Genomic DNA, 11,195 nt, shown 5'->3' with positions numbered 1-11,195 from the left:
GGCGCGATTCCACTCAGCGAACAACCGGAAGTACCAGTGTGAACTGCGATCCCTCGCTCGGACGAGACACCACTTCCACGCGTCCGCCAAGCAGACTCGCGAGGCGACGCGAGATGTAGAGTCCCAAACCGGTTCCGCGATGCCGACGCGACTGCACATCCTCCAGCTGCGAGAAGGGACGAAACAACCGGGGGAGATCCGCAGCATCGATGCCCACCCCGGTATCGCGCACCACGAACCGGATGCAGGGCACACCATCGGCGGTCGGCGTCCCCAATGTCACGCGCAGCAGCACCTCGCCCCGTTCGGTGAACTTGACGGCGTTCTGGACCAGATTCAGCAGGATTTGTCGCAGTCGGTCCTCGTCGGTCACCAGATCCGGCAGCGCGTCCGCCAGCTCCAGTCGAAACGCAATCCCCTTCTCGCGAGCCAGCGGTTCGACAAACGGCAGGAGCGAGTCAAGAAGTGAGGCGACCTCAAGCGGCGCGACCCGGATTGATAGACGGTCTGCCTCCAGCGATGCGTACGTGAGGATGTCCTCGATCAGGGAGCCAAGATGCCGACTGACGGTTCGCAACCGAACCAATGCATCGCGCTGCGAACTGGTCAGCGGCCCGAGAATCTCGTCTTCCAAAAGCTCACCATATCCCTCTAGTGCCGCTAAAGGAGTTCGAAGCTCGTGCGATAGTGTCGCCAAAAGGCTTGTCTTGGCCGCGTCGGCGGATTGTGCTTCTTCCAGCAGGCTGGTCTTCCAGAGGGCCAGCGCCGCGAGATCCGCCACCGCGGCCAACCGCGATTCATCATGGGCGTCGAACTTCGTCTCTCCCTCGCGCCGAAACACCGACAGCACACCCATCAGTTGCGACTGCGCCAGCAGGGGGAGCACCATGATGGGCCCGATCCCCAACTTCGGCAGCAACTCTGCGAACAGCGGCGAGCTTTCGTTGGGGGACGTGATGGAAATCGTCTTGCGCTCCTGGGCCACGCGCCCGGTCACGCTGCCGGCCAGCGGGAATCGCAATCCCATGAGTTCCTTGGACGGACCTCGCACGGCCACAAAGGTGCCCGTGTCAGTGCCCACCTCGACCACCGACGCGCCGATGGAACGCCCCTGATTGGTGGCCGCCTCGCACAGGATATTGAGGAGGTCACTGGCGCTGGTGCCGGCGGCGAGGGCGCGCGCCACTTCGCGGAGCGTGCCAAGCTCCTCGGTTTTGCGATAGTCGGAATACAACAGGTCGTCGCCCGAGGCGAGTCGGAATACAACAGGTCGTCGCCCAACGACCGACTAGCTCGCCGGCTTCGCCAGCAACGCGATGCGTTCCCGTTTCGACACCACCACGCCGCCCGGTGGCTCGATGGTAATCGCGAACAACACCGCTTCACCAACCGGCAGTCGCGCATCGATCGGCACGAACACCTCGTGCGCTCCCGCAGGGATATCGAACACGCCCCCGTCCACCGGATAGCGCTGGTCCCGCTTCTTGTCGAAAATCCACAGCTGATACTGCCAGCGCGTGCGGTCGTTGGGCTGAAGACCGGCAATGCGCATGACGCCGCGCTGCGCCCGCGCACTCCATACCACATCGCCGGTGGCCCCGATGGCGCTGCTGTCGGTGGACGCGCCCCAGGCCAATCGGGTGAGCGCACTATCCGCTTGCAGCAGCGAGTCGCGCAGCACCACCCCGGTCTGGGCCACTGACACCACAGGCGCAGACGCCGAAGAACCAGTCCACCGCGACACACCCACCCACACCGCCAGCACCGCCGCCGCCGCCAACCACCCGGTCCAACTGGCCAGTCGTCTCGCCGGCACCGCACTGGTGATGGGCACGACGGGATTGGCGGTAACACCCGGCACCCGCGTGGTGCGCACGAATGCCTCTCCCGCCTTGGTGATGCGTTCGGCCAGTGCCGGCGGCAGCGCATCGCTTGCCGTCCGCGCATCGAATGCCATCGCCGCCGTCAGTTCAGCGGCGGCCACTTCCCATTGCTGCGCATCCGACAGCGGCGGCTCGTTGTCATCCATCATGCGTCGTCCCTCCCGTCCACGGCGCCATTGCCGGCGCTATTCATCAGTTCACGGGCTCGCTTGAGTCCGCGACGAATGTGCGACTTCACGGTGCCCAGCGGCGTGTCGGTTTCGCGCGCGATTTCATCATGGGTTTTCCCCTCCAGCAGCGACAACTCCAGCATGCGACGTTGTGCTGCCGGCAATTCGTTCAGCACCGCCCGCGCCCGATCGGCGCGCGTGGTGCGATCCATGGCCTGCGCAATATCCTCGGCCGATTCATCCGCCACATCGTGCTCTTCGGACATCGGCTCCAGCTCCGGCAGCCGTTGACGACGACGCATCCGATCAATGAGACGCCGCCGAGTGACCATGGCCACCCACCCGGCTTCCGTTGCCCGTGCCACATCGAACTTGGACGCACTGCGCCAGAGATCGATGAACACATCCTGCACCGCGTCCTCGGCATCCTGCGCATCCGGCGACCAGCGACGGACCAGTGACCACACCAGCGCACCATACCGAGCCACGCACTCGCGTACCGCGTGTTCGTCGCCGGCCGCGATGCGCGGCAGTAACGGTTCCGCCAGCGCGTTCGCGTCGTCCGCGGTTACCAGCGCCAGGTGCGCCCGGGCCGGATCACTCGCATTGATTCGCTTGGGTTCGTCCATACGTGATCGTAGGGTCCTGGTCATGCACGCTCCACCACGGGCAATAGACAACCTGCACTATGCCATTCGTCAAAGCGAGCACGCTGGATGCAGTGAGGGGGGATTGAAGGCCATTCCTCCCCGCCAATGCTCTCAGAACTTCACATCCACCGTGGCAAATACCGCCCGCACCGGGAGCACGAAGTACCGCACGGTGCCCGTTCCACTCACCGATCCGCTCCCGAACTTCTGCGTGTTCCCGAGATTCGCCCCGCGCACGGTCACCGCATAGCGCCCCCACTCGGCGCGCGCCGTCGCGTCCAGCACGTAGAAGTCCGGCAGCACCCGATCGACGCTGCTCGTGTTGTCCAGAAAGGCGCGCGATTGGTAGCGACCTTCCGCCGTCACCGTCCACACCCGACTCGCCGACAGCTCGACCCGATGCGCACTCATGTACCGCGGCGTGAGCAATGGTTCGACGTGGCGTCGCACCACCGGCGTGCCGCGCGACGAATCGGTGAATGACCGGATGCGGTTCGCACTCCATGCGGCGTTGCCCGCCACCACGACACGCGGCGCAATGGTCCACCGCCCATCAACCTCCACGCCGCGCCGATAGCTCGCCCCCACGTTGCGCCGCAGCACCGATCCCGACGCGGTGGGCGCACCAATGCGGGCAATGTCGTTCCGGAAATCCATGCTGTAGACGTTGGCCTGCAGTGAGCGTCCGTCGGCCAGCCATTTCACTCCCGCCTCGGCGTCCCGCACCGATTCGGGTTTGACGCGTGAGAAGTCGCCGTAGTCGGCCACGTTCCCGGCGTTGAGGTCATCGTCGCCAGCCAGCAGGTCACTGCGCGCCGGCTCGCGCGTCGTGACGCCGTACGATGCAAAAGCACTCCACGCCCCACCCAGTCGTACCGTGGCGCCCGCCTTGGGATTGAAAAAAGTCCAGTCGATGCTCCGCGCATCGACACCGGCACGGACATCGGGCGTATAGCGAAATCGCATCCATCGCGTCTGCAGGTCGGCAAACCAGCGCACCCGCCCCTGGTCCAGCGAGGCTTTGGCAAACGCGCTCGCGTCCTGCTTGTGGCCGGTGTTGTCATACAGCGCCGCCGTAAGATCCGGTCGCAGGAACGCCCGATGCGCACGCGCGTACGTGTTCGCGTTCACACCAAGATTCAGGTGCCAATCACCGTGTTCGACGTTGACCGCACTGGTGGTACCGTACCAGGTATGGGCCAGACCATATCGATACCGATCCGCGTCGTAGAAGTAGTCGTAGTGGCCACTCGCCGAATTGCGATAGACGGTGGAGCTCACCGTGGCCGCGTCGGACAACACGTGGGAGACGGAAAGCGCCAGCAGCTGTTGTCCGAACTTGTCCAGTTCGTCAGGCGCCAACGGATTGTAGCGTCGATTCGCATCCAGTTCGGCCCGTGTGGCGCCTGTATATGACAGCGTATCGGCAAGCAATCCGACCAGCGCAGTCGCCTTGACGATGGTCCGCGCCCCGAACCAGCCCGCACCGACAAACCCCGTGCGCCCCATCACGCCGCTGTGATCGCGATAGCCGTTCGTACGCAGCGCACTGGCCCGCCCGTACACCGCGAAACGACTGTCCGTGAGCCCCGACCGGAACGACACACTGGCACGTTGCGCACCGAACGAACCCAGCTGAAGACTGATGTCCCCGCCGGCATCCTTCAGTGCCACCGGCATCGTTTCGAAATTGACGGAACCGGCAAACGACGCCGTGCCGGCCGTGCTCGTTCCAACGCCACGTTGCACTTGCACCGTCTGCACACTCGCCATCAGATCGGCGAAGTTGGCGAAATAGAGGACCTGGTCCTCCATGTCGTTGAGCGGAATGCCGTCAATCGTGATGTTGATGCGCGTCTGGTCGAGGCCCCGCAGCCGCAGGTAGCTGTACCCCCACGGCGTGCCGGTTTCCGTATGCGCGGTCAGCGACGGGGATGCGCCCTGCAACAGGAGCGGAACGTCCTGTCCGAAATGTCGCGGCGCGATGACGTCCCGCCCGATGGTCGACTGGGAGATGGGTGCCGTGTCGCCGGCACGAATGGCCGACACGAGCACGCGCTCGATGCGTTGACCGGTATCGGCGCGCTGACTGCTGTCGCGACGCGAGGGCGGAACAGACTGGGCATTGGCGGCGGTAGGCAGCGAGATGCTGATGGCGGCGGCCAGCCAGGACGAGCGCCATCGGCGCACGTTTACACGCGTGATCATAGAGGGACTCCCTACGCCGGTACGAACCGGATCAGGTTCAGCGGGACTCTCTCAGCCTGCGCGCGACAGTGCGGCAGGCACCCCGGTCTTGTCGGTACAACATATCCGCGCAGACCGCGCGCGCGCTACCTTCACCGATATGGTCGACGGCACGCGTGATCTCTGCGCCTGGCTAGGCGCGCACGGCAGCTCCTGCGCGGAGCTGTTCGGTTTCATCACCGGCGTCCTCAACGTCTGGCTGGTCACCCGTGAAAATATCTGGAACTGGCCACTGGGCGTGCTCAACGCCGGCTTCTATATCGTGGTTTTCGCCCGAACAGGCCTCTACTCGGACACCGGATTGCAGGTGGTCTACCTGGTGCTGTCATTTTATGGCTGGTGGCATTGGGCGCGCGGTGGCGGCCTTCGCGTGCCGGTGGTGGTGACACGCACACCCGCAGCGCTCCTGTTGCTTCTGGCCGGAGTGGGAATGGCCACCTGGCTCGTGCTGTCCACCATCACGTCGCGCATTCCGGGCTCGGCGCTTCCGCATCTCGATGCCGCGCTGGTGTCGGTCAGTCTCATCGCGCAGTGGATGATGACCCGGAAACTGCTCGAGAACTGGCTGCTCTGGATTGCCGTTGATGTGGTGTACGTTCCCCTCCTCCTGTCGCGCGGACTCCGGCTTACGGCCGTGCTCTACGCGGTGTTTCTCGTGTTGGCCATCATCGGTCTCGTGCAATGGAAACGCTCCGCCAATCGAACGACGCTGATCGCATCACCCGCGTCGTCCTGACCGGATCGGAGTCGGTCGGGAAGACGACGCTCGCCGGACAGCTGGCCGAACACTATGGGGCACTGGCGGTTCCGGAATTCGTTCGCGAGTACGCCGCAACGAAGGGAGCGCCATTGGACTTCCGCGACCACGGGCCCATCGCGAAAGGGCAGATGGCGCTGGAGGACGAGTACCTGGCGCGCGCGCTTGCCCGAGGAGACGCCCGCCTGATCCACGACACCGATCTCGTCAGCACCGTCGTGTATTGCCACCACTACTTTGGACGCTGTCCCCAGTTCATCGAAGACGCCGCCCTGGCCCGCCGTCCGGCGCACTACTTGCTGCTGGATATCGACGCGCCCTGGGTTGCCGATGGCGTGCGCGACCGAGGCGACCGTCGCACCGAACTGCACGCGTTGTTCGAAATCCCTCGCCCGCCCCCTGAGCGCCATTCACGATCGTCCGTGGCGACTGGATCTCACGTTTCCATCGCGCCGTTGAATTGCGTCGATCGATTCAGAGTGGCGCGGGTGGTTCGCGACTCCCCACTCTTCCGCGCCTGACGCCGCAGCCCCCCGCCCGGGCGGCACCCTGGCGTCGCGCGGGTTTGCCCTTTGATCGTTCCACCGACACCCCGATCCCGCCGTTGGACGTTCGGAGGAGCGACTCAAACTGCAGTCGGGTCTGTGCCGCGAGGTGGCGATCAGGCACCAACAGCCCAAGGCGCCAGTCCGGTCCTCCGGTGCGCACGATGTCACCCAGTCGCGCGTAGAGCGCGCGCAGATCGGCCCCTTCGCTGACGCGCAGTCCGTAGGGCGGATTCGTAAGCACGAGTCCGCGCGGACCAAGCGCCGAGAGATCGACGGCCGAAATCGCACACTGCGTGATCTCGACATCGGCCGCCACGCCGGCCCGCTCGGCATTCGCACGCGCTGCGGCGCAGGCACCGGCATCGCGATCACTCATTCGAATGGGCACCCCCGCCGTGGGTCGCGCGAGCATCCGCGCCGCGTCGCGTTGTGCCGCCACCCATGATGCGCTCACGCCGGGCCAGCCCTCCAGCGCAAATCGTCGAGTCAATCCGGGAGCCATGTTGCGCGCCCGCAGCGCGCCTTCGATGCCAATGGTGCCCGAGCCGCAAAACGGATCGATCAACGGCACATCACCGTGCCAGTCGCACGCGGCCAGCATGGCTGCCGCCAACGTCTCCCGCAACGGCGCCTTCGCCACGGCCTGTCGCCATCCGCGTCGATGCAGCAAGTCGCCGGAACTGTCCAGACTGATCGTGCAACGGTCATGCTCGAACCGCACCACAATCAATTGCGACGACTCAGCGTCGCTCGAGACCCGCGCGGACAGGTCAACGTCCACGGCGTCGTCCTGCACTTCGTCACCGATTTCACGGGCCAGCACCGACGCTGACGGCACCGCGCCAGCCACTGCCCGCGCGACACGCTCTGCCACGGCGTCGGAATGATAGAGTCGGGATTTCCGGCACGTCACGCGGAAGCGCACAGCGGCGCCGGGCGCAATCAATGTCGACCACGGCACCCGTTTTGACTGCTTTTCCAGTGTGGCGAAGTCGCGGGCCGTGAACTCGGCCACACGCACGATCACCCGCGTGGCGAGCCGCGACCACAGGTTCACATGCAGCAACGAGGCAATCGTCGCGGGAAACACCACGCCCGCCGCACTCACCTCACCGATCACCACATCAAGCGCGCGGAGTTCATCAGCCAGCAGGGGCGCCAGCCCGGGGGCAGCGATGGCAAAGGCGTCGAACGTCCGGGGCGTCATCACCTGGGCCGGCGCCGGATGCAGGGCGCTACGCGAAGTATTACGCGGCGTGGGCACCCATTTCGCGATGCCGTCGTAGCGGCGAATACGAGCGTGCGCCACGGACGAGGAGCAGGCGATAGAACTCTGTCGCCTCGAGCGGCGGCGCGAACAGGTACCCCTGTCCCAGTTCGCAGCCCAGCTGTAATAGCTTGCCGCGCTGCGCCTCCGTCTCGATCCCCTCCGCCACGGTACTCATCCGCAGCGTTTCTCCGAGCGCCACAATCGCACTGGCCAGCACTGGACCCTCGCCTCCCTTATCGATGACATCCACGAACGCCTTGTCGATCTTCAGGATGTCGATCGGATAGCGCTGCAGATAGCTCAGGGAAGAATAACCGGTCCCGAAGTCGTCGATAGCCAGGGACACGCCCAGGCCCTTGAGCGCGGTAAGGCGCGCCATGGAAAGGTCGGTATTCTGCATCAGCATGCTCTCGGTCAGTTCGAGCACCAGATGCTTGGGATCGAGCCCGGAGTCGCGCAGGGCGGCACGCACATCGTCCACAATGCCCGGATCCTGCAACTGGCGGCCGGACAGGTTGACGGTGATGCGCATGGGATGACCGCGTTCCTGCTCCCACTGCCTGGCCATTCGACACGCGCGCCGCAACACCCAGCGCCCGATCGGGACAATCAGACCGGTCTCCTCGGCAATCGGAATGAACAACCCCGGGGGCACGGTTCCGCGCTCGCGACACGCCCATCGCACCAGCGCCTCGGCGCCGATGATCTCACCGGTGGCCAGCAGCACGATCGGCTGATACTCCAGCAGGAACTCCTCGCGGTCGATCGCCGCACGCAGGTCGGCTTCCACCACCAAGCGATCCATCGCCGCCGCGTGCATTTCCGGCTCGAACAGGACATAGCCACCCTTGCCGCGCGTCTTGGCCACGTACATCGCCACATCGGCGTTTCGCACCAGATCGTCAGTGGTCTCGCCACGCGACGTGCGGGCAATGCCGATGCTGGCGCCGACAAACACTTCCTTGCCGCTCAACTTGAAGGGCCTCGAGAGCGCGTCGGCGATGCGCTCGGCGATGCCAAGCACGTCATCGTCCCCGTCACCATCCTCAATGAGCATCGCAAATTCGTCCCCGCCCAAACGCGCAATCAGGTCACTATCCCGGACGCAGGACGACAAGCGCCGGGCCGCTTCCACCAGTAACCGATCGCCGGCCGCATGCCCGAGCGAGTCGTTGACGGTCTTGAAATTGTCGAGATCCAGGAAGAGCACGGTGACGGCATGCTGCTGCCGAGTAGCGCGGGCCAACGCATGACCCACCTGATAGAGAAACAGCGAGCGATTCGCCAAGTCGGTAAGCGGATCGTGAAACGCCTGGTGCATGTACTGCTGTTTGATAACGCTCTGCTCCGTGACATCGCGGGTATTGAGCACCAACCCCTGCACCACCGGCTCGCGGAGCAGATTGGTCCCCACGTTGTCCACCGACATCCAGTCGCCGTTGGCATGGGCAATCCGCCATTCGCGCTTGAACGAGCCGGGCAGGTGACTGGGCGTGGCGCGCGGCCCCGCCGATCGTGCGAGATCGGCGAGGAACATCGTCGCCCCCTCAACATCCTCCGGGTGCAGCAGGTCGGCCAGACGAGTCCCCACCAGGCGGGACGAGTCATGCCCCAGCACGGTCGCCACCGACGGACTCACATAGCGGATGTATCCGCGCGCGTCGAGAATCGTGATCACGTCACTCGAGTGCTGGACGAGTGCCTGAAAGCGCGCCTCGTTGTGCTTGGCCGCCGATTCCGTCAGCGCGCGAACGGCCTCGCGCGCTGAGGCAACCTGACGCGCAAACGCGAGAATCGCGATGGCCACCGCGCCGATCACCAAGCCACCAACCGGTTGCAGCGCCTGCTCATGCGACGCCTTGAGCAGCAACGCAAAGCCGGGAAGTGCGGCCACGTACGGGATGATGCTCGCGCTCAGTTGCGCGCGCGCCGAGTGCGCGGCCGTGCGCACCGCCAACGCCCCGGCGGTCGCCGACTTCAACCAGGCCGCAATCGCGAAGAGCAGCGTGCTGATGGGCGCGATGGCGGTGAGCCACACCGGCGCGGGGACATCGCGCGTAAGGACAACGACAGCCGCCGTGTGGGACAGCGCACCCACCAGCAACGCCGCCGCCAGCAGGAGCAACACATAGGCCCGATGCGCGAAGGCCGTGCGTCGCCACAGCACCGAGGTGACCATCAACAGCACAAGGTCCACGACGACAACCAGATGCGAAAGAATGAACGCACCGAGCGACGACGGAGTCCGATCACCGGAGAGCACGTGCAGGTCGTACCACACAACCAGGAGTCCGCCAACCGTGACAGTAGCCGCGTCCAACCACAGGGTCGCCTGGTCCAGCGATGATTGCGGCGCGCTTGGCTTCTGCAGGAGCGCCACCAACAGCATCATCTGCGCGGTGAGTCCCGCATACGCCGACACGGTGCGGGCATCAGATGGGGCCAGCCACGAGCCGCCGGCTGAGATTGTCAGGCTGCCGATGGCATTGACGACGACGGCGAGGGCGATGACGCGCCAACAGTGGCGGCTCCCCCGGTCGAGGCGATTCTCGCGCGATGCGCGGATGGCCAGTGCCGCCGCGCACAATGACAGTACGGCGGAGGCAAACGCCGGCCCCCGGGCGGGTGCCGCGTCGCCACGCGCACTCACCACCAGCCACACGCACAGCGCCAGCGTATACACGCCGAGTCCGCCCAACAGCGTCGCATCCCACGCGCGACCAAACACCACCGACTGGAATGCCGGTTGGCCATGGGGTGCCGTGACCGCTCGCACCCCTTGCGGAGCGGTAGCGGCGTTCGACGTCGGGTGGGCGCCCGAACGCGCGGCATTCGCGCCAACGGAAACGGACATCGAGAGGGACGTGAGGCACGAACGGGCACGAGACGGCACCCCGGCCAGGTGTGCGTCACGCGTTCGGAGCCGGCATCGGCGCCTGGGGCGGTGTATCGTCTTTAGGTAGACGCCCCGGGGGACCACATCGTCACGCCACTGGCCCGGCCTCGCGTCGGGATCGGCCCGTCGGCCGCCGTTCGACAAATCGCAGCGCGAACAGGACCAGGAAGACCGCCGCATAGATCAACGGTTCCGTCTTGTCCTTCTTCACCGCCCAGATGAAATGGACGCACCCGGCGGTTGCCGCCACATACACCAGGCGATGCAGTTGCGTCCACCGTTTTCCGCCCAGCCGACGGACCCATCCTTTCGTCGAGGTGACGGCGAGCGGTACCAGCAGCAGGAACGCGGTCATGCCGACCGTCACGTACAGATGTTTCAGCACGTCCTTCACGATATCGTCGACATCAAAAAAATTGTCGAGACCGATGTACACGTTTAGGTGCATGACGGCATAGAAGAACGCACCAAGTCCTAGAAAGCGTCGTTCGCGAACCAGCCATCCCCATCGCGTGAACGCCACGAGCGGCGAAACGGCGAGCGAGCCGGCCAGCAGGCGCAGCGTCCATCGACCGGTTTCGTCTTCCAGTCGCTCAATCGGATTGGCCCCAAGGTCTCCCATGATGCCTCGGGCAATCATCCACACGAGTGGTGCGATGACCAGCACCCAGAGGGCCGGCCGAATCCACCGACGCACCATCAATAGTTCTTGCGAAGGTCCATGCCGGCATACAGCGAGGCCACCTGATCGGCGTACCCGTTGAACGGCAGCGT

The 11,195-nt window shown here is 65.2% G+C and carries 9 protein-coding genes and 1 riboswitch; of the genes, 2 read left to right on the top strand and 7 right to left on the bottom strand.

All coding sequences use genetic code 11. The features are described from left to right. Nucleotides 1-13 precede the first annotated feature (13 nt). The 4 genes from IPP90_14855 to IPP90_14840 all read right to left on the bottom strand — a co-directional run bounded on the left by IPP90_14855 (nt 14) and on the right by IPP90_14840 (nt 4,911). Nucleotides 14-1,234: a GAF domain-containing protein gene (locus IPP90_14855; GenBank protein ID MBL0171969.1), complete on the bottom strand. Its 1,221-nt coding sequence runs from the start codon at nt 1,232-1,234 to the stop codon at nt 14-16. Nucleotides 1,235-1,288: 54 nt separating this feature from the next. After that, on the bottom strand, nt 1,289-2,032 hold the full coding sequence (locus IPP90_14850; GenBank protein MBL0171968.1) for an anti-sigma factor: 744 nt from the start codon (nt 2,030-2,032) through the stop codon (nt 1,289-1,291). Continuing rightward, entirely contained in the window at nt 2,029-2,601 is a 573-nt protein-coding gene (locus IPP90_14845) for a sigma-70 family RNA polymerase sigma factor (protein ID MBL0171967.1), read from the bottom strand. The genes IPP90_14850 and IPP90_14845 overlap by 4 nt, the downstream gene beginning before the upstream one ends. A 213-nt stretch (nt 2,602-2,814) precedes the next feature. After that, nucleotides 2,815-4,911, bottom strand: coding sequence for a TonB-dependent receptor (locus IPP90_14840; GenBank protein MBL0171966.1), 2,097 nt, complete (start codon nt 4,909-4,911; stop codon nt 2,815-2,817). Continuing rightward, nucleotides 4,903-5,006, bottom strand: a riboswitch (TPP riboswitch). Its footprint overlaps the gene before it by 9 nt. A 44-nt stretch (nt 5,007-5,050) precedes the next feature. Here IPP90_14840 and IPP90_14835 point away from each other — a divergent pair. Next, nucleotides 5,051-5,686, top strand: coding sequence for a nicotinamide mononucleotide transporter (locus tag IPP90_14835; protein MBL0171965.1), 636 nt, complete (start codon nt 5,051-5,053; stop codon nt 5,684-5,686). Beyond that, nucleotides 5,632-6,228: an ATP-binding protein gene (locus IPP90_14830; protein MBL0171964.1), complete on the top strand. Its 597-nt coding sequence runs from the start codon at nt 5,632-5,634 to the stop codon at nt 6,226-6,228. Before IPP90_14835 ends, IPP90_14830 begins: the two co-directional genes overlap by 55 nt. On the opposite strand, the gene IPP90_14825 is transcribed toward IPP90_14830, so the two are convergent. The 3 genes from IPP90_14825 to IPP90_14815 all read right to left on the bottom strand — a co-directional run bounded on the left by IPP90_14825 (nt 6,182) and on the right by IPP90_14815 (nt 11,121). Then, nucleotides 6,182-7,564 carry a class I SAM-dependent RNA methyltransferase gene (locus IPP90_14825; GenBank protein MBL0171963.1) on the bottom strand — a complete coding sequence of 461 codons (1,383 nt, stop codon included), beginning with the start codon at nt 7,562-7,564 and terminating at the stop codon, nt 6,182-6,184. The two genes, IPP90_14830 and IPP90_14825, sit on opposite strands and share 47 nt — an antisense overlap. After that, a complete protein-coding gene (locus IPP90_14820; GenBank protein ID MBL0171962.1) occupies nt 7,503-10,379 on the bottom strand; it encodes an EAL domain-containing protein in 2,877 nt (958 codons plus the stop codon). Before IPP90_14820 ends, IPP90_14825 begins: the two co-directional genes overlap by 62 nt. A gap of 130 nt (nt 10,380-10,509) precedes the next feature. After that, a complete protein-coding gene (locus IPP90_14815; GenBank protein MBL0171961.1) occupies nt 10,510-11,121 on the bottom strand; it encodes a sulfoxide reductase heme-binding subunit YedZ in 612 nt (203 codons plus the stop codon). Nucleotides 11,122-11,195: the final 74 nt, after the last annotated feature.

The organism is Gemmatimonadaceae bacterium (assembly GCA_016720905.1).
In the GTDB taxonomy this organism is placed as follows: Bacteria; Gemmatimonadota; Gemmatimonadetes; order Gemmatimonadales; family Gemmatimonadaceae; genus Gemmatimonas.
This window is presented reverse-complemented; position numbering and strand designations above follow the sequence as displayed.